Below are 20,235 nucleotides of genomic sequence, written 5' to 3'. Positions count from 1 at the left end.
CGGCTTCACGACATGCTCCCGCTCTCGTCGCTGGCTTGCTGGGCAGCGCAGGTTGAGAGCGTGTCCACGAGCGCACCGCGGTCGGCTTCGTCGACCGCGAGGTGCCAGGTGTCGACGATCTCCGTGTAGCGGGCGACGTAGGTGCACACGTAGTCGGCGTTCGATGGCAGCCACAGGGCTGGCCCGTGGTCGTTCTTGGCCGCATTCGTGTTGCCATCGACGGCGACGATGTTGTCGAACGAGTTGGCGAACTGAATGCGCTGCTGCTCGGTCCACGCCCACGCGCCCCCGGCGTGCGCCGCCGAAAGGCTGACGATGTGGTCGATCTGGACGCCGGAGCTTCCCGGGGCTCCAGGGGCGGCGATCCGGTCGTGCTCGAACTCAATGCGTGTGCCCGTGTACGGATCGGGGTCGAGCACGCCGGAGAGCACCGTGCAACCGTCACGGACGACGTCCTGCAGCTGGACGGCGAGGAGATCGTCTCGCTGATCGCAGCCGTTTCCCTCGATGTCGATCCAGCGCTCGCCGAACGTGGCGCGGCGATACTCGGGAATCTCCTCGGTGGGATCGATCAGCGGCAGCTCCTGCGCGACTGCGGCGAGCGCGGTGTAGTCGTAGGTCGGGTCCGGGGCGGGTGCCTGCGGGCGCGTCCATGTGTCGATCCAGGAGGTGATGCCCAGCTGGTGGGCGCCGAAGCCGAGCGCGAGAGCTGCGACCGCGGCGAGGGCTGTGCTGGCGCGGCGGGTGCGTCGGTTCATCTGCGCTCCTTTGCCTGTGCGGTGTCGGCTTGGTCGAGCAGCAGTATGGTTCGGGCGATCTGGGTGCGTGCCTCGTCGATGACCTCGAGGGTTTCGTCGTCGGCGTCGAGCTCTGAGAGTGCGTGGCTCTGGCGGCGGAGCTGGTCGCCGAGGTGGAACATGCCGGCACTGAGGAGGACCTCGGCGAGCGCGGCCGCGCGGGCGCCTTGGTGGTCGGCGCTGACGGCGAGGTCGTCGATGATCTCGATGAGGGTTGCGCGGGATCCCATCGTTGGGTCTTCTCCTGGAGTGAGCTCGCGGAGCGCTTCACGGTTGAGCAGCGTCTGGAAGAGCCTGTGCATCCGTTGGGTGAGGGGGCGGCCGTCGCGGCGGGTGCAGTTGAGCGCGAACTCGCGGAAGCTCCATCGGACGGTGACGGGTGTGCCGGTCTGGATGGTCATGGCTTCCTGGAGGCGCACGGCGATGTCGGTCATCAGTGCTCCTCGGTTCGGCCCAGGTGGGGGATCTGCTTGAGGTGGGCGCCGCGGCCGTTGCCGAGCTGGGGGGAGATCGCGCAGCTGGGCAGGTGCAGTCTCGCGTTCGGCCCGTGGCCTGCTGCCGCGTGGGGTGTGGGCTGCCGCGTTGGCCGGGTGTGCCGGGCGCCTCGCTGAGTCAGCGGGAGGGGGTTGAAGCGCAGCGACAGGGCCCAGCGATGGCCGCCGAGCGCGCGGACGACCCGCAGCCACTCTCCCTCTTTGGTGGAGTCGATGGTGAAGGTGTTCGGCTGGTCAGACATCTGCGGCTTCTTTCGGTGCGAAGGGGCTGTTCTTGGCGTCGCGGAGCATCTGCCGGGTGATCGGCTCGGTCTCCTCGAGCGAGGCGAGCGAGAAGTAGTGGCGGCGGGCGCGGGCCGCTTCGGTGCAGGTGAGCAGCTGGCGGTTGCCGTGGTTCGGGCATCCTCCCTTGCTGCGGCATCCGGCCAGGTAGCCGGCGGTGGTGCCGTGCAGGGCGGCTTCGAGGATGTCGAGCGTCTTGCTCATCAGGCGGCCTGCCGGAGTCCGAGGTCGTCACGGTCGCGGTCGATGGTGCGGACGTCGACGCCGAGCAGGTCGCTGAGCTGGGTGAGGCTGAGTCCGCGTTCGGTCCCGCGTCGGGTGGCTTCGAGGCGCTCGTCTCGGGTGAGGCGGACGTTCTGGCCGGCGAGAGCGAGCTCGATCGCGATCTCGTCGAGCAGGGGTTCCTGCCCGGCTGTGGGCGGTGCCGGGTCGGTGTCGATGTCGTCCCAGGCCAGCGGCGGCAGCCAGCCGTGCCGGCGTGCGACCGTGAGTGCGTAGGAGCGGCCGACCCGCTGCGCTCGGGTGTGGGTGGGGGGCTGCTGGTCCCAGAGCTCGTCGTAGAGCGCGGCGATGTCGTCGTGGACACGGATGTCCACGTAGGCGCCTTCGAGTGCCTTGTTGACCTTCCAGCGCGGGTAGCCGAGTCGGCGTGCGATCTCGTGGTGGTTCCATCCGATCGCGGCCAGAGCCTGGAGGCGCCGGCGGGTGCCGCGGCCGTTGACTCGGCCCTGCGCGGCGAGAGTGCTGCTGTCGGGGGTGACTGCGAGGAGTTTGCGGGCGGTGGCGCCGGTGACGAACCGTGCCGTCTCGCTGTTGAGCAGGCGACGGACCGTGGCGCCGCCGACGCCGGCGCTGATGGCGATCCGTTCGGGGATCATCCCGGTGTCGACCAGTGCCTGCAGGTGCTGCCGGATCGGCTCGATGGGTTGGTGCGCGTCCTGGTATCGCCCGTAGGCCAGGAGACGGTAGCGGTCGCGGCGGCGGCGCGCGTTGCCGTCCATGCAGGCGCGGCACCCGCAGAGGTGGACGACGTAGCAGGTGGAGGTCAGCCCGTGCTTGTGGTCCGGCGGGCAGGTGTGGGTCCGCATCTTCTCCTCCTCACAGATGGTTATATTCCCGAATATAACCCGTTCCCGAGGGTTTGGAACCCCCTCACTGCTAAGGGGTGGCCCCAGAGGCTCGAAGTCGACAATCTGAACGAGCTACAACGTTTGTTGCGGTTTCTCGCTACACTGTGCGCATGGCAGGATCAACTTTCGCTCGTCTGGGCGAGCTCGCGTCACAGCGTTGGGGCCTGGTGACCACCGCCCAGGCGCTCGAGGCTGGCGTGGCGCGCCCGACCCTGACGCGCCTCGCCAACAGCGGCGCGCTCATCCGCGTCGCGCGCGGCGTCTACCGCCTCGCCGGCGCGCCAGAGCACGAGCAGGAGGCGATCCTCGCGACCTGGCTCGCCCTCGGCGGCGCCGACCGTCCCCGCACAGACACCGGCGTCCCGCCCGTCGTCGCCGCAGGCCAGACGGCCGCGCAGCTGCATGGCATCGGCGACTGGTTCCCCGGGCCACTCGAGTTCGTCGTTCCCACCCGCCGCGGTACCCGCCTGGACGGGGTGCGGCTCCGCACCCGCGAGCTCGCGCCCACCGAGGTGGTCTCCGTCGACGGGATGCCGACCATGAGCGTCGAGCGCACGATCGCCGACCTGATCGAGCAGTGGGTCGACCGCTCCCTCGTCGCCGATGCGCTCGCCGACGCCGCGGACGCGGGAAAGCTGCTCTCCCCCGCCCGCCTGACCGAGTATCTGGAGCCGCTGGCCAAGCCCAACAAGTACCCCTCGGGTGCCGCGCTCGCGGCTGATCTGCTCGCTCTTGCGGGCGTCGACGCGGTGGTGCCGGCCGATGCCTGAGCCCGACGGCTACAAAGACTGGACGGGGCTTGCGCAGGCGATCAAGGCGGCCGCGACGAAGGCAGCCGGTGACGGCGCGAGCGCGCTGGATGTGAATGCGCAGATCGTGCAGGCACAGCACGATCGTTTCCTCAGCCGGGTCTTTGCGGAGGGGGAAGAGTCCGAGTGGCTGCTCAAGGGCGGCACGGCGATGCTCGCCCGGGTGCCGAAGTCACGGTCGACGAAAGACCTGGATCTGGCCTCGACCGGCGCCGCCGATCTGGATGCCGCGCAGCAGGCGCTCGAGCAGGCAGCCGCGCGTGATCTCGGCGACCATGTGCGGTTCCAGCTCACCCGTGCCCGTGCGACCGGGCGAGGAGAGAACCAGCCGGGTGTCGCGACCCGGCGCCTGGTGTTCACATGTCTGGACGCGAACACCGGCCGGAGGATCTCCGACATCCCCATCGACGTGGTCGTCGGCCCTCCCCCGGTCGGCCGCGTCGAGACGATCGAGCCGTCGACGCGGCTGCAGCTGGGGCGGCCGGTCCCGTCGCACCCCTACCGGCTGTTCCCGATCTCCGATCAGGTCGCGGAGAAGGTCACTGCGACGATGAGCACCTACAACGGCCGCCCCAGCAGCCGCGCGAAAGACCTGGTGGACATCGTCACCATTGCACGCACGCAGCGCGTCGACCTGCGCGAGCTGCAGATGGCCATCGACGCGAAGCGTGCACTGTCAAAGCTCGACTCGTTCACTACGTTCACGGTCCCGGACGGTTGGGACGGTCCCTACCGGGTGCTCGCGGCCGGCACGCCCTCAGCCGGCGGGATCACCGATCTGGGTGAGGCCGTGGCTCTCGCGCGTCAGCTGATCGATCCCGCGCTCGCCGACGCGCCCGTGCAACCGGGGACGGTCTGGGTCCCTGGCTCAGGCTGGACACAGAACCCTCCGCCGCCGGAGCCGGGCGGCAGCGGATCCCCTTCGGGGGAGGTCCACGTGCGCGCGCACGTGCGCTCCGGTTATCCCGTCACGGAGCACTGGCGCGCAGCGCGCGGCTCAGCCCAGGAGTGACCGCGTCAGTGCGCCGCGTCGTACGCCTCGAGGATGGACGCGGGAACCCTGCCGCGATCGCTGACCTGGTGTCCGTTCTGACTGGCCCATTCACGCACCGTGTTGAGATCGGCCCGTCCGCCCCGCGACGTCCTCGCCGGACGCCGGGTGGCTGCGCCGATGCGGCGCGCGCTCTTGGCCCAGGCCTCGAACTCGAGATCGATCTCGAGTTGCTTTCCGTCGATCGCGAAGGTCGCGGGATCGAGCCGCTCGCCAGGTCGCGCACACCACCGCGAAGGGCGGCGTCATCGCGATGACGAAGTCGCTCGCTGCGGAGGGCGCCCGCTACGGCGTCCGCGCGAACTCGATCTCGCCTGGCTTCGTCAGCACCCCGGCGACGGACAAGGCGGTGGATGCGGAGGGCAAGGCCTGGCAGGTCGGCAACGCGCTCATTCAACGCCCCGGCACGGGCGAGGACATCGCGTACATGCCGCTCTACCTGGCCTCCGACGAGTCCTCTTGGGTGACCGGACAGAACTACAGCGTCGACGGCGGCGCGACCGCCGGGTGGCGGAACGACAGCGAGACGGACCGACTGGCCGCGAAGAACGGCTGACACGCGGGTCGCGGCGCGACCGGTGACGGACGTGAGGCACGGTGTCAGCTGACACCGTGCCTCCCGTCCGTCGTGGCCACCTCGTCTAAATCGCGAGGTACCCGCCGTCGACGGCGAACTGCGCGCCGGTCGCGAAGGCGGCCGCGTCGGAACCGAGCCACGCGACCATCTCGGCGATGTCGTGCGGCGTGCCGAGTCGGCCGATCGGGTGCTTCGTCAGCAGCGCGTCCTTGAAGCCGGGGTAGGTCTCCTCCAGCGCGTCTATCATTGGCGTCTGGATCACCCCGGGCAGCACTGCGTTCACGCGGATGCCTTTGTCGGAGTACTCCACCGCGGCGGCTCGGGTGAGGCCGATGACGCCGTGCTTCGACGTGACGTAGGCGGACTGGTGGGCGATGGCGACCTGCCCGAGGGACGAGGCGGTGTTGATGATGGATCCGCCGCCCTGCGCCAGCATCTGCGGGATCTCGGCCTGCACGCCGGTTCAATATTCCGCACAGAGGAAGTTGGCCCCACGGCGTTACTGCAGTCAATCGTTCTGTTGCGCAAGCCCCCGCAGGTAAGCACGTGCGTCGTCGAGGCTGACGACATCGCCGTACTTCGCGTCGATGTCAAAGAGGCTGGCCAGGTGCGGAAGGGCTGCCCGGTCGCCGACTGCCTCTTCGACGACGATGGTGTGGAAGCCGTAGGAGCAGGCGTCAACCGCCGAGGCGCGCACGCACCCACTGGTGGTGCAGCCGACGATGATGATGGTGTCGACACCCCGTGAGATCAAGCGTGCGGCGAGATCAGTTCCGAAGAAGCAGGATGCGTACTTCTTCACCAGGGTCATCTCGTGGGGCAGCTGGCCCAGCCTGCTGTCGACCTCCACCCATTCGCTGCCCTCCACCAACAGGTGGTTGGACGGGATCTTCTTGATCCAGAGCCCCGCCTCCTGCAATTCGGTGTCGTACGCGACCGTCGAGAAGAAGATGGGGATCTCGAGTTCACGGGCGGGGACGAGTAAGGCATTGGTGGCGGCCAGCTGTGACTCCAGTTCGCCTGACAGGGGCGAACGGCTGTCCGTGAATCCGGTGATCAAGTCGACGATCAGCAGCGCCGGCTTCTCGCCGTAGCCGATCCGGCCGCCCAATCCCTTGGCCTTGAACTCGTCGCGCAGCCGTGCGTACTCATCGATCAGCTCCGTATTCGTCACGAATCGGCTCTCCTGTTCCCCGTCGACTGATAGTGCGCCGCGATGGCATCGCTCGTCGTCACCCAGACACCATCGTGAGACGTGATGTGCTCGAGGGCCCGATCAAGGTAGCGGTGGCGGAACGGCTGGCCGACGATGAACGGGTGCAACGGCAGCGACATGACGCGACCCGAGTGCTCGGAGTCTGAATAGAGCTGATCGAACTGGTCGATCACCGCTTCCAGGAACTGCGGGCCGGTATAGCTCTTACTCACGAACATCGTCACATCGTTGAGTTCTATCGTGTAGGGAACGCTGAACATCCCGTCGACGTTCAGCGGATACGGCTGATCGTCGTTCGTCCAGTCCAGGACGTAGTCATACCCCAGCTCCCGAAGGATCCGCGGCGTCTCGAACGTCTCTGTGAGCGCCGGGCCAAGCCAGCCCCGCGGCCGTACTCCGGTGGCGGAGGCGATTGTATCCGTCACGTCTTGAAGGTAGGCGCGCTCCGTGTCAGCACCCATTCCAGCTTGGAAGGTGGAATTGTCGCGGCCATGCGCGAGCCACGCCCAGCCGCGTTGCCGGCCTGCCTCGAGAATCTGGGGGTAGTGCCGACAAACGTCGGAGTTGAGAAGCACACTTGCGGGCACTCCATGTCGGTCGAGGCTCTCGATCATCCGCCACAGGCCTACCCGCGGACCGTAATCGCGCCAGCCGTAATTGAGTGGATCCGGCTGCAGCATCGCGGTACCGCCGAAGATGCTCGTGGAGGGCTTGTCGATCTGATAGTGCTCGATGTTCAGCCCGACATAGAACGCCACTCGGGCCCCATTCGGCCACGAAATCGTCGGTCGCTCCGTGATCGGGCTGTAATCGAAGCGGAAAGTGTCAAGGCGGGTGAGACAGATTCCGTCAGGCGGTCTGTATGAGGGCCTCCTGTGAGGGCTGGTTGATCCAGGCGGCCTCGGGCAGCTTGGGCGCCTGGGGTCGGCGGTGGCCGAAGCGCTCGGGACGGGCGGCGTAGGCCGCGTCCAGGGTGGCCTGGCGCTGGGCGCGGACCTGCCCGGCGGTGCCGAAGTGGACGCTGGCGGGGGTGTGCAGCCCGATCCCGCAGTGGCGGTGCTCGTGGTTGTAGTAGGCGAAGAACTGCTCGGCGAACGCGCCGGCGTCGGCCAGGGACCCGAAGCGCTCGGGGAAGACCGGGGCGTACTTCAGCGTCTTGAACGCCGCCTCGCTGTAAGGGTTGTCGTTCGACACGTGCGGGCGGGAGCGCGACCTGGCCACCCCGAGGTCGACGAGCAGCTGAGCGACCGGTTTGGAGGTCATCGAGGTCCCGCGGTCGGCGTGGATCGCCTCCGGCACGCCATGGATGCCCATGGCGTGCTCGAGCAGGTTCTTGGCGATCTCGGCGTCCTCGCGGGCCGCGATGGTCCAGCCCACGACGAACCTGGAGAAGATGTCGAGCACGACGTACAGGTCGTAGTACACGCCCCGCTCCGGCCCCTTGAGCTTTGTGATGTCCCAACTCCACACCTGCCCCGGCGCCGTCGCGACGAGCTCGGGCCGGGTCCGGGGCGGGTGGCTCGCCTGCCGGCGCCGTTCCCCGGCCATGTCGTGCTCGCGCAGGATCCGGTGCATCGTGGACATCGAGCACAGGTAGGTGCCCTCGTCCAGCAGCGTGGCCCAGACCTGGGCGACCGACTTGTCCGCGAACCGCTGGCTGGTCAACACGGCCAGCACGTGGGCCCGCTCGGCGGCGGACAGCTTGTTCGCCGGTGCCGGCCGCGGTGTCCGTGGACGTGGCGGTGGCGGGTTCTTGGCCCGGTAGTGACTGGCGCGGGAGCGACCCAGCAGCGCGCACGCAGCCGCGGTGCCGACGTGCTCGGCCAGCCCGTCGACGGCCGGGTTGATCACCGCGGCGACCGCGGCGGCTTGTCCGCGCTCTCGGAGAGCGTCTCCAAGAGCGCGTGTGCTTTTCCCATCAGGTCCAGCGCCGCCCTGGTCTTGGCCAGCTCGGCCTCGGCCTTCTCCGCCCGGGCCCGTAGCGCCTGCAGCTCCCGCTCGCGCCGGTCCCGCGGCTTGCTGCCCAGCCCGGACAGCGAGCCGGCGGCCGCGGCCTTGCGCCACTCGATGATGTGGGAGGTGTACAGGCCCTCCCGGCGCAGGATCTCCCCACGCCCAGAGCGGTCCGCGGCGTCGTACTCGGCCAGGATCGCCGCTTTGAACTCGGCGGTGAACGTCCGCCTCTTGGGCCGGTCAGCACGAGGAGCCATAGCCCCATCATCGGTGCCGACGTCAGCAACCGTCATCGTCATCTCAGTATTGGTCCGTTCTCGCCCCGTGCAGTGCGAAGGTCAGCAGTGCTGGTGTCTCACCCCATCCTGACGCACAGGGCTCGAGCGGGAGCGCTTGTTCAGTCGCGCGTGGATCTTCGTGGGTCACGAATCAGAGATCCCTCAGCCCGGCGACTACGTGGTGCGGCGAGTGCTCGACGACTCGTTCATCGTGGTGCGCGACGAGAGTGGCTCCGTCAAGGCGATGTTCAACATGTGCCTGCACCGAGGAATGCAGGTGTGCCGGGCGGAAATGGGCAACGCCTCGCACTTCCGCTGCCCGTATCACGGCTGGTCGTACCGCAACGACGGACGAATCGTGGGGCTGCCGTTCCACGAAGAGGCGTACGGTGGCGAGGCTGGCTTCAATCGCAAGGGAGCCCGCCTGCTTCCGGCGCCGAGCCTCGACAGCTACAACGGGTTGATCTTCATCAGCATGGATCCGGATGCGCCACCGCTGATCGACTACCTCGGCGATTTCGCTTTCTATCTCGACTACTACACGAAGCAGAGCTCCTCGGGCATCGAGCTCCGCGGCCCGCAGCGCTGGCGGGTGAAGGCGAACTGGAAGATCGGCGCAGAGAACTTCGCCGGCGACATGTACCACACGCCACAGACCCACACCTCGGTGGTCGAGATCGGCCTCTTCCGCGAACCGAAGGCGGAGAAGCGTAAAGACGGCAACACGTACTGGGCGGGCAACGGCGGAGGCACGACCTACAAGCTTCCGGAGGGAACGCTCGAGGAGCGGCTGCGCTACGTGGGCTACCCCGACGAGATGATCGACCGGATGAAGGAGGTCTGGTCCCAGGACCAGCTCAATGTGATCGGCGAGAACGGCTTCATGATCTCGGCGGCCTCGATCTTCCCGAACATGAGCTTCGTGCACAACTGGCCGAAGGTGGAAGACGGCGACGACGTGCTCCCGTTCATCTCGATCCGTACCTGGCAGCCGATCAGCGAGAACGAGACCGAGGTGCTTTCCTGGTTCGCCGTCGACGCAGCGGCACCGGAGGAGTTCAAGGCTCTGTCGTACAAGGCGTACCTGATGTGCTTCGGCAGCACGGGGATGTTCGAGCAGGACGATGTGGAGAACTGGGTGTCCCTTACGAACACCGCGAAAGGGAATATGGCGCGGCGCTTGCTGCTGAACAGCCGGATGGGCGTGCTGAAAGACGGCAGATTCGTCGTGGAGCCGCTCGGACCGGACGCGTTCTCTGGCCCGGGCGTGGCCCACGTCGGTTACGGAGAGTACAACCAGCGGCATCTGCTCGAGCGCTGGGCGGACTACCTCGAGACGGAGCCGACCGCGCTGATCATCTCGTCGGTGGGGATGCCGGAGGGGCTGTCATGACCGAGGCGCGCTGGGTTCGACTGAAAGAGTCGCCGCTCGGAGCACATACGACCAAAGCCACGCGGGTGGGGAGTTCGTTGTCGTTCTCGGACGGCCTGCATCTGGAGACGCACAGGTGGCTCGTCGAAGAGGCATACATCCTCGACGAGCAGCGGTACGAGGACTGGCTCGACCTCATCGCCGACGATGTGCACTACATCATGCCCGTGCAGGTCACTACCGCGCTCGGCGCCGGGTACTCGACGTCTCCGGGCATGGCGCATTGGGACGAGAACAAGTACTCCCTGAGCCGGCGGGTCGCCCGCTTCCTCACGGAACACGCCTGGACAGAGGATCCGCCCTCCCGGCTCCGTCACTTCGTCACGAACGTGCGCACCTTCGAGAGCGACGTCCCGGGCGAGGTCGTCGTCGATTCTGCGGTGCTTCTTTTCCGCAGTCGCGGCGACGTGCACGAGCCCGCGGTGATCTCGGCCGGCCGCGAAGACGTTCTGCGACGTGTCGGCGGCGGGTTGCAGCTCGCACGCCGAACCATCACGGTCGACGAGTCGGTCTTGCGCACACAGAATCTGGCGATCTTCCTATGAAACTCGAATGGGAAGGCGAAGAGGACGACCGCATCGCGGCCATCGCAGCAGCAGACGAACGTCAGCGGCTCGAAGACCAGCGGGTAGGGGCTCCGATCTCGATCGCCAATGAGTTCTCGGAGATCCGGGTATCTCGCGTGGAGACACGCAACGGCTCCCGGCTCCTGATCGAGTCGCCGCGATCCGGGCAGTGGGTCGCTCTCGATCCGCTCGAGCTCGAGGCGCTGACCTGGCAGACTACGGCGACGTTCTCCGCCATGATCGCCCAACCGTTCGCACCGATGTTCCCTGAGATAACGCCTGAAGAAGCAGGAGAGGAGTGACACATGCCTGTCGTGAAAGCGGATCTCGGGCTCTGTCAGGGCTACGCCAACTGCATCATGGCCGCGGGAGACTATTTCGATCTCGATGACGACGGCGTCGTGATCCTGCTCAGAACAGAGGTCGACGAGGCCGACCGGAAACGGGTCACCGAGGCGGCGAACAGCTGCCCGGTTTCCGCGCTCCGGGTGGAAGACGAATGACGACAGCGATTGTCGGTGCGTCGATCGCGGGGGTACGGGCCGCGCAGGCGCTTCGGGCAGAGGGGTATCGCGGAGACGTTGTGCTCATCGGCTCCGAGCCCGTGCTGCCCTACGACAAGCCGCCGCTGTCGAAGGGATACCTCGTCGGTGCAGGTGCAGCCGAGGTCACGCTCCTCACGGCGGCGGAGGCGCTCGAGCTTAACATCGACCTTCGTCTCGGTGTGCCGGCGGTAGGTCTGGACCGTGCGTTGTCGGAGCTCCGGCTGGCGAATGGACGGCGGGTCGGCTTCGATGACCTCGTGGTGGCGACCGGCGTCCGCGCGCGGCCGTCGCCGTGGGGTGAAGGCGAGGGAATCCATGTGCTGCGGACACTCGACGACGCAGACCGGCTGCGCGCCGAGCTAGTTCCCGATCGCAGGATCATCGTCATCGGAGCGGGCTTCATCGGCGCCGAGGTCGCCGCGACCGCTCTTGGGCTCGGAGTCGATGTCACCCTGGTCTCGGCGACACGCGACCTGATGTCACGCCGGCTCGGTGACGAGATTGGCGCCCTCTTCTCGCAGAAGCACTCCCGGCATGGCGTACATGCGGTTCTCGGACGGACGGTCGCGCAGATCGACGGTGCGAAGGGAGACTTCCGCGTGCTCCTGGATGACGGTTCCGAGCTCCACGGTGATGTCGTCGTCATCGGCATCGGGGCAGTGCCGAACGTCGAATGGCTCGAGGACTCAGGGCTCGAGATCGACGACGGTCTCGTCTGCGACGAATTCCTCACGGCACTCGGCGCCCCGGAAATCCATGCGATCGGCGATGTTGCGCGGTGGCGGCATCCGGTTCGCGGCGATCTCACCCGTCTTGAGCACTGGACGAATGCGGTCGACCAGGCGCGCTGTGTCGCGCACAACATCGCTCATCCCGACGACCGACGCTCATATCTGCCTGTCGAGTATGTCTGGAGTGACCAGTTCAACTGGAAGCTGCACATCGTCGGTCGCACGACGGCAGTCAACCCCGAGATGGTGACGGACCCTCGAACACCCGACCGGATCGCGTCTCTGTACTCTCAGAATGGTCTGTCATTCGACGGGGCAGTGGTACTGAATTGGCCCCGCGCTCTCGTCGAAGTCCGCCGGTCCATCGCAGCGGGATCGTCGCTTTCCGACGTTCGTGTACGACTGGGCCGGCTGCTCGAATCGGCGTCCGGATAGACCTGGACGGGATCGCCTTGCCCTTGATGGCGGCCCTGAGGGCCGGCAGGAACGATACAGTTTCTGTTGTGCAGAGAAATAGAGCAGCCGACGGAGTCGATGCGGCTCCGCAATACCGATCGAGTCGGTCGACAATGCCCTGAAACTCCTGCTCCTGCTCGGTGAGAAGAACGAACTTCGACTGACGGACGCCAGCAAGCACCTGGGTGTCGCGACCTCAACGGCGCATCGCATCCTCGCGATGCTTCAATGGCGAGGATTCGTGCGGCAAGACCCGCGAACGAAGACATACGGGCCAGGGCCGTCGTTGACCACGATCGCCTTCTCGGTGCTGAGAAAGATGGACATCCCGCAGATCGTGCAACCGATCCTCGAGGAACTCAGCCACCAAGCCGGCGAGACGGTTCACCTCGGCACGCTCGACGGCAACTCCACTCGCTTTCTCGCAGTCTCGGAACCGACGACGGCGGTGCGAGTCGCTTCACGGTTGGGCAAGGAGATGCCGGCCCATTGCACCTCCACGGGAAAGGTTCTCCTGGCGCAGCTCCCGCGAGAACAATTGGACCGTCTCTACCCCGACGAGCAACTCTCACAGGTGACTCCGCAGTCGATCCGTACCAAGACCGAGCTCCTCGCACAACTGGATCTTGTCGCGAAGCAGGGCTATGCAACGAACCGGGAGGAGAGCGAGGAGGGCGTGGCCTCGGTGGCCGTGGCCGTTCCCTCGGCGAGCGGGCTGCGGTTGGCGATCAACGCATCTGCCCCGGTGTTCCGCTTGCCTCCCCGCAAGGTGAAGACCCTCGTCGCACTCCTCGATGAGGCAGCCGTACGTCTGGCCGACCTGACCTCCTGAAGGCTCGTCGTCTCTTTCCCCTGCGACCTGGTGCAGGGGTCGTTCGGCGCGTTCTGAAGAGAGCTCGAGCCATGCTGGACTGTTGGCGCCGCGCAAGCTATTGTGTCTGCTAGTTAGCAACAAGTTCTGCTCAGCAGATAAATATGCGAAGAGGATGATCAATGCAGATCGTACTGGTGCACGGCGGATGGGTAGGCGGCTGGGCGTGGGACGGCGTCGCCGACGAATTGCGCAGAATGGGGCACGAGGTGATCGCGCCGACGCTGCGCGGTCTCGAAGACGGTGACGTGGACCGCTCCGGCGTCACGATGAGCATGATGGCGCGCGATCTGATCGATCAGGTAAGAGAGCTCACCCAGCTCGACATCGTGCTCGTCGGTCATAGCGGCGGAGGTCCGCTCATCCAACTCGTCGCTGAGGCGATGCCCGAGCGCATCGGCCGGGTCGTCTTCGTCGACGCCTGGGTGCTGCGCGACGGCGAGAGCATTAACGACGTGCTCCCCGATCCGTTGGTCGCAGCGATGAAGGCGCTTGCGAGTCAGTCCGACGACAACACCATCGTCATGCCGCCTGAGCTCTGGGCCGCGACTATGCAGGACATGTCCCCGTTCGAGCAGCAGCAGCTCGCCGCGCTCGAGCCGAGGCTCGTCCCAACGCCGGCAGGCTGGTCCGATGAGCCGATCCGCCTCGACCGGTTCTGGGCGAGCAGCATCCCGTCAAGTTATGTGTTCCTCGCTCAGGACCAGGCCGTTCCCGCTGAGATCTACCAGGCCGCGGCCGGGCGGCTTGATAGTCCGCGCACGATCGAGATCGACGGAAGCCATTTGGTGATGCTCACGCATCCGGAGAGGCTCGCACGGGCCCTCGACGCCGTCATTGCCTAACAGGCCTGGGGAAGCTATGGATTCGATTTCACGCCCAGACGACGTCGCGCCGATCTCGTACACCGAACTGGCGCCGTCGGGTGCGCCTGCTCGGTGGATCGTCCTCGTGCACGGGGGTGGTGTCTCGAAGGAGTGCTATCTCGAGACGCCCGACGGCCGACAGGGCTGGGCGGCACGATTGGTATCGCATGGCTACGGTGTGCTGGTGGTGGACTGGCTGGGGTTGTCCTATGAGGCGGCCCAACACGTCGATGATCGTGCGGCGTCTGCGCGGCTGGACTATGAGAGCGTGTGCCGAGGGATGGGCGTGTTCCTCTCTGGTCTCGGCCGGAACGTCGTGCTGGTCGTGCACTCGATGGCAGGTCCGATTGGCTTCCGCCTCCTAGAGACGCATGGCGATCTCATCGACGGGCTCGTAGCCGTCGCTCCGGGCCCGCCTGGAAATATACAGGCGGTGCCCGAGATCGTGAGGGAGTCCGACCAGGAGGTCTCCATCCGTGGAGCGGCCATCGACTGGACCATCCCGAAGATGGGTTTCTGGGAACCCACAAGCGCCTTCGTGAACGACAAGGCCATCGGACCCAGCCGGCGGTTCCCCCGCGAGTGCATCGAGGTGTTCCGCCGCACCCTTCGGCCGATCCCGGCCCGGATGCTTTATCAGCGTCAGAACATCGGTGGGAGCCAAATGAGGATCGGGCCGACCGACGCGTTCACGAACAAGCCGATTCTCGTCTTCACGGGTGGAGCCGATACCGACCACCCCTCGCAGCTGGATCAGGACATCGTGGCCTGGCTCACCGATCAGGGCGCCGCCGTCACCTTCTGGTCGTCCGAACTGCCTCTTCTCGCTGGGAACGGCCACATGCTGATGGTCGAAGACAATAGCGACGAGCTCGCTGACGAGATCGCGCGGTGGATCACGGCGCTCTGACTCGCCACCGTATCGTCCCGGCCATTATTTCAGCCGACCCGACGTCCCCAACAGCGGAGGAGAACGCCAGTCGTTTCCTTCGTGTCACTCGAGGGAACGCTGTGCCAGCTCGTTGCCGACTACGACTTGGTCGATCGGGCCCTTGCTCGAACTCCTCATTTCATACGTCTGGCGATGGACTCAAGGGAGATGTTCGCCGACGGCCGCGTGCAACTCCAGGTCATCGGTGGACAGCTGAGGCGTCTGCCACGACGCATCGAGACGATCGGTTCGCAGCTCGAACGGAACGTTCGGGCTGAGCATAAGGATGTTCCGAGACCTCCAGGAACGCGGATGGATCGGTTCGTTGGTCGGGGAGCTGACGACCACCCTGGTTGGCGTGGCGCTTATCGTCGCTGCGGTGCTACTTTCGGTCTCGGGGGGTGGCCCCCAGCTCGCCCCGACGTCGCACTCCTACCGTTCCTAGGGGCGGGGTGGTCGGCCTCGCGGGCAGGCTCCTCGTGCTGAGGCCGCTGCGCACCTCCTTGATGCGCACCACGCTGATCGCCGGATCCTGGCAAACTATCCCGCGACGCGAATTCGCAGGGGGTGTCGGCGCGACTTTCGATCGACGTACAGTGCCGTCCGTTAACAAACGATCGGTTCGTGCGACCGAACTGTCGAACGCCTGTGCATCGCTGCGGCGAGTTCCTCATGGCGCAGTACCTGGGTTTCGCTTCCGGAAGAAGATTTCACGAACCCCAGCGACACGGTGTTGCGGTGACGTTCGACGAAAGAGAAGAAGGATGGCCCGGCGAATCCCAATCGCGCGAAGTCTCGCCTTCGAAATGACAGAAGCGCTCCTGTGCTCGCGCGTCGGTTACTTCGCACCTTCTAGGTGTGACGTTATCAATTAGGGTGATGACGACCGGTGACGGGTACCGGTACCTGCTGAACTCTGTCGTGTCCGGTGACGGCGACCGCGACGCCTCGTCTGTGTTGACGCGGTATTACGCGGAGGCCGGGACTCCTGGCTCGATGTAGCGCCGAGGGGGTCGCTACTGGTCGGTTCCGACGTTGTGTTCAACCCAGTCGCGCAGATGCTTCAACGGGGCGGCTGCGCTGTGTCCGAGGTCAGTAAGTTCGTACTCCACGCGAGCGGGAACCTCGGGGTAGACGGTGCGAGTGAGCAGGCCGTGGTCTTCCGGAAAGTGTCAAGGCGGGTGAGACAGATTCCGTCAGGCGGTCTGTATGAGGGCCTCCTGTGAGGGCTGGTTGATCCAGGCGGCCTCGGGCAGCTTGGGCGCCTGGGGTCGGCGGTGGCCGAAGCGCTCGGGACGGGCGGCGTAGGCCGCGTCCAGGGTGGCCTGGCGCTGGGCGCGGACCTGCCCGGCGGTGCCGAAGTGGACGCTGGCGGGGGTGTGCAGCCCGATCCCGCAGTGGCGGTGCTCGTGGTTGTAGTAGGCGAAGAACTGCTCGGCGAACGCGCCGGCGTCGGCCAGGGACCCGAAGCGCTCGGGGAAGACCGGGGCGTACTTCAGCGTCTTGAACGCCGCCTCGCTGTAAGGGTTGTCGTTCGACACGTGCGGGCGGGAGTGCGACCTGGCCACCCCGAGGTCGACGAGCAGCTGAGCGACCGGTTTGGAGGTCATCGAGGTCCCGCGGTCGGCGTGGATCGCCTCCGGCACGCCATGGATGCCCATGGCGTGCTCGAGCAGGTTCTTGGCGATCTCGGCGTCCTCGCGGGCCGCGATGGTCCAGCCCACGACGAACCTGGAGAAGATGTCGAGCACGACGTACAGGTCGTAGTACACGCCCCGCTCCGGCCCCTTGAGCTTTGTGATGTCCCAACTCCACACCTGCCCCGGCGCCGTCGCGACGAGCTCGGGCCGGGTCCGGGGCGGGTGGCTCGCCTGCCGGCGCCGTTCCCCGGCCATGTCGTGCTCGCGCAGGATCCGGTGCATCGTGGACATCGAGCACAGGTAGGTGCCCTCGTCCAGCAGCGTGGCCCAGACCTGGGCGACCGACTTGTCCGCGAACCGCTGGCTGGTCAACACGGCCAGCACGTGGGCCCGCTCGGCGGCGGACAGCTTGTTCGCCGGTGCCGGCCGCGGTGTCCGTGGACGTGGCGGTGGCGGGTTCTTGGCCCGGTAGTGACTGGCGCGGGAGCGACCCAGCAGCGCGCACGCAGCCGCGGTGCCGACGTGCTCGGCCAGCCCGTCGACGGCCGGGTTGATCACCGCGGCGACCGCGGCGGCTTGTCCGCGCTCTCGGAGAGCGTCTCCAAGAGCGCGTGTGCTTTTCCCATCAGGTCCAGCGCCGCCCTGGTCTTGGCCAGCTCGGCCTCGGCCTTCTCCGCCCGGGCCCGTAGCGCCTGCAGCTCCCGCTCGCGCCGGTCCCGCGGCTTGCTGCCCAGCCCGGACAGCGAGCCGGCGGCCGCGGCCTTGCGCCACTCGATGATGTGGGAGGTGTACAGGCCCTCCCGGCGCAGGATCTCCCCACGCCCAGAGCGGTCCGCGGCGTCGTACTCGGCCAGGATCGCCGCTTTGAACTCGGCGGTGAACGTCCGCCTCTTGGGCCGGTCAGCACGAGGAGCCATAGCCCCATCATCGGTGCCGACGTCAGCAACCGTCATCGTCATCTCAGTATTGGTCCGTTCTCGCCCCGTGCAGTGCGAAGGTCAGCAGTGCTGGTGTCTCACCCCATCCTGACGCACAGGGTGTCCGGAGACAGGATTCCTTGGAAGGATCTGTCTCATGGGACGTCCCAGTAAGTACCCGCGTGAGCTTCGTGAGCGCGCTGTCCGTATGGTCGCCGAGGTGCGATCCGACTATCCGAGCGAGTATCAGGCGATGAGCGCGGTGGCGCAGATGCTCGGTGTGGGATCGCCCGAGACGATCCGCACCTGGATTCGCCGCCAGCAAGTCGATGCCGGCGACCGGCCTGGCGTCACGACCGACGCAGCGGTGGAGATCAAGCGCCTCAAGCGTGAGAACGCCGAGCTTCGTCGTGCGAACGAGATGGGTTCTCCGGCCGTGATCGCGTCGTAGCGTCGCGCCATCTCGTCGAGCTCTGCGTTGATGGCGAGCAGGGCGATGTGGGGGTCGGTGCTGACAAGCGCGTTGGGGTGGACTGTGGTGAGTCGGTAGTGGCCGGTGCCGATGATGCGCACGGAGCCTGTCAGGTCGTCGATGATGCGGTCGGTGGTGCGTCGGATGAGGTGATCTTTGCCGCGTCCGGCCTGGGCGAGCACGAGCAGGTGCGCGTCGAGCTCGAGCTGCCAGGCGGTGAAGAAGTCCTCGGCTTCGATGGTTGCAGTGGTCACGGTGTCTCCTCCGTTGGTGGAGGGTGGATCCCCTCCTACCTACAAGGGGTGGGTGGTCGTGGCTGGTGTCGACAAGCTCGCCGGCCGCTCCGGTGTCGGCTGCGTTAGGGCCAGAGGAAGTCGGCTGGGGCCGGGAGCGGCAGGTCTGGGTACCTGGGCTCGTTCGCGAGGTCGTCGACCATCTGCGCGTAGTCCGCGGCGAACGCGTCCGGCTCGTCGACTCCCGCGGTGACGGCGTAGTCGTGTGCCTTCTCCCAGGCGGTGTCGAAGGTGCTCATGCCCGTCCTCCTCTGACGTCGAGGGGCGGATCCCCTCTTACCTACAAGGGGTGGGCGGCACCGGGTCGAGTCGACACTTCGCCGGGCTCAGGAGGTGAGCAGCTGCGTGATGAGGATGATGCCGATGGCTGCGGCAGCGATGTCGGGGCCGTGGGCGAGCTTGCTCTTGCGTGCTCGGGCGCCACGGATCACACGACGGGCCGCGCCGGTGAGGATCGCGAGCGGGACCAGGTAGATCGCCAGCGGGCCCGCATAGAGGGCGACGATGAGGGCGAGCGCTGCGGCGAACTTCGCGTCGCCGAATCCGAACCAGCCGGCCATGCCCATGACTGCGTACGTGATGAACACGACGGCCGCCGCGATCGCTGGCCAGGCTGCGGCCCAGACGTCGGTGGTGAACAGGGCCGTGGCGACGACCTGCACGGCGCCGGCGGCCGCGAGCGGACCGACGTACCGGTTGGGCAACGTGAAGGTGCGGTGGTCGACCACGGCGATCGCGGCGGCGGCGATCGCCCGAGCCGCGGAAGGGAGTTGAGGACGTAGCGCAGGTGCTAGTCATTGAAGCTGATGGCAAGCTCATTGGTGAGGTATCTTTTTATTGGGAGGAAAAATCGACGCGCTGGCTGGAAATGGGGATTGATATTTATGATACTCAATATTGGAATGGGGGATATGGAACAGAAGCCTTAAAGCTATGGATTAGCTACTTATTTGAGCATTTAGACATCGCTCGTGTTGGTCTAACCACATGGTCAGGCAATCCAAGAATGATTGCTTGTGCGGAGAAGCTAGGGATGCAGATGGAAGGACGGATGCGTAAATGCCGTTATTATAAAGGGGTATATTACGATTCGATTCGCATGGGGTTGTTGCGTGAGGAATGGTTGGGGGCAATTACATGAGTAGATTAAGAAAGTATACTATTGTTGTACTGATACTAATTGTTATTGCTATTCCCACATATAGCTTGGTAATAAACCCATGGATGCAAAAGGATCAAATTGAAGAGGCGATTATAAAACACTTAAAAGAACGTGAATACAGTCAGAATGATTATTCTCTTAGCGTAAATTTTCATTGGGAAAATAAATTATTTGGATATGATCAATATCGAATTAAAGTTATATACAAAGATGAACCTGACGTGAATTATTTTTATTCCTATCGAAATAAACAGATTTTTCCTAATGGTATAGCACCAACGAGGGAGAGGGATAACAAAGACTTTCAGCATGTTGAATAGAAATAAAAAAAATAGCATTGGTCAAACACACATCTGACATAGGGTACTGATGATCTTTAATAATTGATCTATAGCTTATCTGTTTAACTCATGACTTAATAAGTAATCAGCACCCCAAGCCTAGTAAATTACAGTGAATACCAAAAGACTAGCAACGAGAACAACGTAGACTTTCTATTGATCTTTTTTATATCCATCATTAATCTACTATAGATTATAGTAACATATTTTTCTAAATAAGGTGGAAAATCCCTCGACTTATAAACTTTACTTCTCATCCATTTCTACACGTATTATTACTTCTTATCCCTTCACCCCCGCAAAATACTGCTGCACCTTTTCCAGCTTTTGAGCTTGCTTCCCTTTTGGACTTTCCATATTACCAAACTCAAAAAACTTCACCTTCTTAATTCCTACAAAGTTAAACAACGCTGTTTTCATTAATT

At 65.0% G+C, this 20,235-nt stretch carries 26 protein-coding genes and 2 pseudogenes; 14 read left to right on the top strand and 14 right to left on the bottom strand.

Going from position 1 to position 20,235, the window contains the following annotated elements; all coding sequences use genetic code 11:
• Positions 1–5: 5 nt before the first annotated feature.
• From ABTW64_RS14425 to ABTW64_RS14405, 5 genes are read right to left on the bottom strand one after another with little or no spacing between them, the layout of a single operon-like run.
• Positions 6–758: an HNH endonuclease family protein gene (locus ABTW64_RS14425; RefSeq protein WP_005050763.1), complete on the bottom strand. Its 753-nt coding sequence runs from the start codon at positions 756–758 to the stop codon at positions 6–8.
• On the bottom strand, positions 755–1,231 hold the full coding sequence (locus tag ABTW64_RS14420) for a hypothetical protein (RefSeq protein WP_005050765.1): 477 nt from the start codon (positions 1,229–1,231) through the stop codon (positions 755–757). Before ABTW64_RS14420 ends, ABTW64_RS14425 begins: the two co-directional genes overlap by 4 nt.
• Positions 1,231–1,533, bottom strand: coding sequence for a hypothetical protein (locus ABTW64_RS14415; RefSeq protein ID WP_005050767.1), 303 nt, complete (start codon positions 1,531–1,533; stop codon positions 1,231–1,233). Before ABTW64_RS14415 ends, ABTW64_RS14420 begins: the two co-directional genes overlap by 1 nt.
• On the bottom strand, positions 1,526–1,777 hold the full coding sequence (locus tag ABTW64_RS14410) for a hypothetical protein (protein WP_005050769.1): 252 nt from the start codon (positions 1,775–1,777) through the stop codon (positions 1,526–1,528). Before ABTW64_RS14410 ends, ABTW64_RS14415 begins: the two co-directional genes overlap by 8 nt.
• Positions 1,777–2,661 (bottom strand): hypothetical protein, encoded by an 885-nt coding sequence (locus ABTW64_RS14405; protein WP_005050771.1) that lies wholly within the window; start codon positions 2,659–2,661, stop codon positions 1,777–1,779. The genes ABTW64_RS14410 and ABTW64_RS14405 overlap by 1 nt, the downstream gene beginning before the upstream one ends.
• A gap of 152 nt (positions 2,662–2,813) precedes the next feature.
• Here ABTW64_RS14405 and ABTW64_RS14400 point away from each other — a divergent pair, with 152 nt between their 5' ends.
• On the top strand, positions 2,814–3,473 hold the full coding sequence (locus tag ABTW64_RS14400) for a type IV toxin-antitoxin system AbiEi family antitoxin domain-containing protein (protein ID WP_005050774.1): 660 nt from the start codon (positions 2,814–2,816) through the stop codon (positions 3,471–3,473).
• Positions 3,466–4,524, top strand: coding sequence for a nucleotidyl transferase AbiEii/AbiGii toxin family protein (locus ABTW64_RS14395; RefSeq protein WP_005050776.1), 1,059 nt, complete (start codon positions 3,466–3,468; stop codon positions 4,522–4,524). Before ABTW64_RS14400 ends, ABTW64_RS14395 begins: the two co-directional genes overlap by 8 nt.
• 5 nt (positions 4,525–4,529) lie before the next feature.
• Here the strand turns inward: ABTW64_RS14395 and ABTW64_RS14390 are convergent, their stop codons facing one another.
• Positions 4,530–4,685 carry an Lsr2 family DNA-binding protein gene (locus ABTW64_RS14390; protein WP_425488716.1) on the bottom strand — a complete coding sequence of 52 codons (156 nt, stop codon included), beginning with the start codon at positions 4,683–4,685 and terminating at the stop codon, positions 4,530–4,532.
• Between ABTW64_RS14390 and ABTW64_RS14385 the strand changes: the two genes are divergently transcribed.
• Positions 4,676–5,119, top strand: a complete 444-nt coding sequence (locus ABTW64_RS14385; RefSeq protein ID WP_082157159.1) for an SDR family NAD(P)-dependent oxidoreductase — start codon at positions 4,676–4,678, stop codon at positions 5,117–5,119. The genes ABTW64_RS14390 and ABTW64_RS14385 overlap by 10 nt on opposite strands.
• An 85-nt stretch (positions 5,120–5,204) precedes the next feature.
• Here ABTW64_RS14385 and ABTW64_RS14380 read toward each other — a convergent pair whose 3' ends face one another.
• The 4 genes from ABTW64_RS14380 to ABTW64_RS14365 all read right to left on the bottom strand — a co-directional run bounded on the left by ABTW64_RS14380 (position 5,205) and on the right by ABTW64_RS14365 (position 8,602).
• A complete protein-coding gene (locus tag ABTW64_RS14380; RefSeq protein WP_005050794.1) occupies positions 5,205–5,597 on the bottom strand; it encodes an SDR family oxidoreductase in 393 nt (130 codons plus the stop codon).
• A gap of 51 nt (positions 5,598–5,648) precedes the next feature.
• Positions 5,649–6,314, bottom strand: coding sequence for an N-carbamoylsarcosine amidohydrolase (locus ABTW64_RS14375; RefSeq protein WP_005050795.1), 666 nt, complete (start codon positions 6,312–6,314; stop codon positions 5,649–5,651).
• Complete coding sequence (locus ABTW64_RS14370) at positions 6,311–7,114, bottom strand: polysaccharide deacetylase family protein (RefSeq protein ID WP_203225534.1); 804 nt, start codon at positions 7,112–7,114, stop codon at positions 6,311–6,313. The genes ABTW64_RS14375 and ABTW64_RS14370 overlap by 4 nt, the downstream gene beginning before the upstream one ends.
• A 91-nt stretch (positions 7,115–7,205) precedes the next feature.
• Positions 7,206–8,602, bottom strand: a protein-coding gene (locus tag ABTW64_RS14365; RefSeq protein WP_502892342.1) for an IS3 family transposase whose coding sequence is annotated in 2 segments (ribosomal slippage) — positions 7,206–8,266 and positions 8,266–8,602 — 1,398 coding nt in all. Because the reading frame shifts where the segments join, the coding sequence is not laid out codon by codon here.
• Between the two features lie 124 nt (positions 8,603–8,726).
• On the opposite strand from ABTW64_RS14365, the gene ABTW64_RS14360 reads away from it, so the two are divergent.
• The 9 genes and pseudogenes from ABTW64_RS14360 (at position 8,727) to ABTW64_RS14320 (ending at position 14,964) form a co-directional block, all read left to right on the top strand.
• Positions 8,727–9,980, top strand: coding sequence for an aromatic ring-hydroxylating dioxygenase subunit alpha (locus tag ABTW64_RS14360; protein ID WP_005054956.1), 1,254 nt, complete (start codon positions 8,727–8,729; stop codon positions 9,978–9,980).
• A complete protein-coding gene (locus tag ABTW64_RS14355) occupies positions 9,977–10,564 on the top strand; it encodes a 3-phenylpropionate/cinnamic acid dioxygenase subunit beta (protein WP_005054954.1) in 588 nt (195 codons plus the stop codon). Before ABTW64_RS14360 ends, ABTW64_RS14355 begins: the two co-directional genes overlap by 4 nt.
• A complete protein-coding gene (locus tag ABTW64_RS14350) occupies positions 10,561–10,887 on the top strand; it encodes a hypothetical protein (protein ID WP_005054953.1) in 327 nt (108 codons plus the stop codon). Before ABTW64_RS14355 ends, ABTW64_RS14350 begins: the two co-directional genes overlap by 4 nt.
• 3 nt (positions 10,888–10,890) lie before the next feature.
• Positions 10,891–11,088, top strand: a complete 198-nt coding sequence (locus tag ABTW64_RS14345) for a ferredoxin (RefSeq protein WP_005054951.1) — start codon at positions 10,891–10,893, stop codon at positions 11,086–11,088.
• The gene (locus ABTW64_RS14340; protein WP_005054949.1) at positions 11,085–12,296 is read left to right on the top strand and encodes an NAD(P)/FAD-dependent oxidoreductase; all 1,212 of its coding nucleotides are present in this window, start codon (positions 11,085–11,087) and stop codon (positions 12,294–12,296) included. Before ABTW64_RS14345 ends, ABTW64_RS14340 begins: the two co-directional genes overlap by 4 nt.
• 112 nt (positions 12,297–12,408) lie before the next feature.
• A pseudogene (locus tag ABTW64_RS14335) lies at positions 12,409–12,561 on the top strand (helix-turn-helix domain-containing protein); the annotation flags it as partial.
• 42 nt (positions 12,562–12,603) lie between these two features.
• Entirely contained in the window at positions 12,604–13,149 is a 546-nt protein-coding gene (locus tag ABTW64_RS14330; protein ID WP_223159176.1) for an IclR family transcriptional regulator, read from the top strand.
• A gap of 161 nt (positions 13,150–13,310) precedes the next feature.
• Positions 13,311–14,033 carry an alpha/beta fold hydrolase gene (locus ABTW64_RS14325; protein ID WP_350623517.1) on the top strand — a complete coding sequence of 241 codons (723 nt, stop codon included), beginning with the start codon at positions 13,311–13,313 and terminating at the stop codon, positions 14,031–14,033.
• A 16-nt stretch (positions 14,034–14,049) separates the two neighbouring features.
• On the top strand, positions 14,050–14,964 hold the full coding sequence (locus ABTW64_RS14320) for an alpha/beta fold hydrolase (RefSeq protein WP_350623515.1): 915 nt from the start codon (positions 14,050–14,052) through the stop codon (positions 14,962–14,964).
• A gap of 1,037 nt (positions 14,965–16,001) precedes the next feature.
• Here the strand turns inward: ABTW64_RS14320 and ABTW64_RS14315 are convergent.
• A complete protein-coding gene (locus ABTW64_RS14315) occupies positions 16,002–16,097 on the bottom strand; it encodes a hypothetical protein (RefSeq protein WP_370651862.1) in 96 nt (31 codons plus the stop codon).
• 84 nt (positions 16,098–16,181) lie between these two features.
• A protein-coding gene (locus tag ABTW64_RS14310; protein ID WP_370428832.1) for an IS3 family transposase occupies positions 16,182–17,578 on the bottom strand; the annotation gives its coding sequence in 2 pieces (ribosomal slippage) (positions 16,182–17,242 and positions 17,242–17,578; 1,398 coding nt in all).
• Between the two features lie 121 nt (positions 17,579–17,699).
• Here ABTW64_RS14310 and ABTW64_RS14305 point away from each other — a divergent pair.
• Positions 17,700–17,984 (top strand): annotated as a pseudogene (locus tag ABTW64_RS14305) (transposase); the annotation flags it as partial.
• 388 nt (positions 17,985–18,372) lie between these two features.
• On the opposite strand, the gene ABTW64_RS14300 reads toward ABTW64_RS14305, so the two are convergent.
• Positions 18,373–18,546, bottom strand: a complete 174-nt coding sequence (locus ABTW64_RS14300; RefSeq protein ID WP_162303981.1) for a hypothetical protein — start codon at positions 18,544–18,546, stop codon at positions 18,373–18,375.
• 87 nt (positions 18,547–18,633) lie between these two features.
• Entirely contained in the window at positions 18,634–19,056 is a 423-nt protein-coding gene (locus ABTW64_RS14295) for a prepilin peptidase (RefSeq protein ID WP_350623554.1), read from the bottom strand.
• Positions 19,057–19,094: 38 nt separating this feature from the next.
• Between ABTW64_RS14295 and ABTW64_RS14290 the strand changes: the two genes are divergently transcribed.
• Complete coding sequence (locus tag ABTW64_RS14290) at positions 19,095–19,448, top strand: GNAT family N-acetyltransferase (RefSeq protein ID WP_350623513.1); 354 nt, start codon at positions 19,095–19,097, stop codon at positions 19,446–19,448.
• Positions 19,449–20,235: the final 787 nt, after the last annotated feature.

It is taken from the genome of Microbacterium sp. NPDC096154 (assembly GCF_040302945.1).
In the GTDB taxonomy this organism is placed as follows: domain Bacteria; phylum Actinomycetota; class Actinomycetes; order Actinomycetales; family Microbacteriaceae; genus Microbacterium.
The sequence above is the reverse complement of the archived record's forward strand: the minus strand, read 5'-3'. Positions and strand labels throughout refer to the sequence as shown.

Coding starts and splice junctions, on each gene's coding strand:
- ABTW64_RS14415 (WP_005050767.1), bottom strand. CDS start 1,533: ATGTCTGACCAGCCGAACACCTTCACCATCGACTCCACCAAAGAGGGA.
- ABTW64_RS14300 (WP_162303981.1), bottom strand. CDS start 18,546: ATGAGCACCTTCGACACCGCCTGGGAGAAGGCACACGACTACGCCGTC.
- ABTW64_RS14325 (WP_350623517.1), top strand. CDS start 13,311: ATGCAGATCGTACTGGTGCACGGCGGATGGGTAGGCGGCTGGGCGTGG.
- ABTW64_RS14420 (WP_005050765.1), bottom strand. CDS start 1,231: ATGACCGACATCGCCGTGCGCCTCCAGGAAGCCATGACCATCCAGACC.
- ABTW64_RS14350 (WP_005054953.1), top strand. CDS start 10,561: ATGAAACTCGAATGGGAAGGCGAAGAGGACGACCGCATCGCGGCCATC.
- ABTW64_RS14425 (WP_005050763.1), bottom strand. CDS start 758: ATGAACCGACGCACCCGCCGCGCCAGCACAGCCCTCGCCGCGGTCGCA.
- ABTW64_RS14400 (WP_005050774.1), top strand. CDS start 2,814: ATGGCAGGATCAACTTTCGCTCGTCTGGGCGAGCTCGCGTCACAGCGT.
- ABTW64_RS14410 (WP_005050769.1), bottom strand. CDS start 1,777: ATGAGCAAGACGCTCGACATCCTCGAAGCCGCCCTGCACGGCACCACC.
- ABTW64_RS14395 (WP_005050776.1), top strand. CDS start 3,466: ATGCCTGAGCCCGACGGCTACAAAGACTGGACGGGGCTTGCGCAGGCG.
- ABTW64_RS14405 (WP_005050771.1), bottom strand. CDS start 2,661: ATGCGGACCCACACCTGCCCGCCGGACCACAAGCACGGGCTGACCTCC.
- ABTW64_RS14340 (WP_005054949.1), top strand. CDS start 11,085: ATGACGACAGCGATTGTCGGTGCGTCGATCGCGGGGGTACGGGCCGCG.
- ABTW64_RS14345 (WP_005054951.1), top strand. CDS start 10,891: ATGCCTGTCGTGAAAGCGGATCTCGGGCTCTGTCAGGGCTACGCCAAC.
- ABTW64_RS14355 (WP_005054954.1), top strand. CDS start 9,977: ATGACCGAGGCGCGCTGGGTTCGACTGAAAGAGTCGCCGCTCGGAGCA.
- ABTW64_RS14320 (WP_350623515.1), top strand. CDS start 14,050: ATGGATTCGATTTCACGCCCAGACGACGTCGCGCCGATCTCGTACACC.